At 54.7% G+C, this 256-nt stretch carries 1 rRNA gene; it reads right to left on the bottom strand.

From position 1 onward, the window contains the following. Positions 1–256: ribosomal RNA gene (locus tag I6E11_RS14955) — 16S ribosomal RNA — on the bottom strand; the annotation flags it as partial.

Genomic DNA, 256 nt, shown 5'->3' with positions numbered 1-256 from the left:
CGGCAAGCTGCCTTCTGTACCCCCCATTGTAACACGTGTGTAGCCCCGGACGTAAGGGCCGTGCTGATTTGACGTCATCCCCACCTTCCTCACATCTTACGATGGCAGTACCGCCAGAGTCCTCAGCATTACCTGTTAGTAACTGACAGAAAGGGTTGCGCTCGTTATGGCACTTAAGCCGACACCTCACGGCACGAGCTGACGACAACCATGCAGCACCTTCATACATGCCTTGCGGCTGATCTGTCTCCAAATC

Source organism: Bacteroides caecigallinarum, from assembly GCF_021531075.1.
Taxonomy (GTDB): Bacteria; Bacteroidota; Bacteroidia; order Bacteroidales; family Bacteroidaceae; genus Phocaeicola; species Phocaeicola caecigallinarum_B.
Note: the sequence above shows the minus strand (reverse complement) of the source record. Positions and strands in the feature narration are given on the sequence as shown.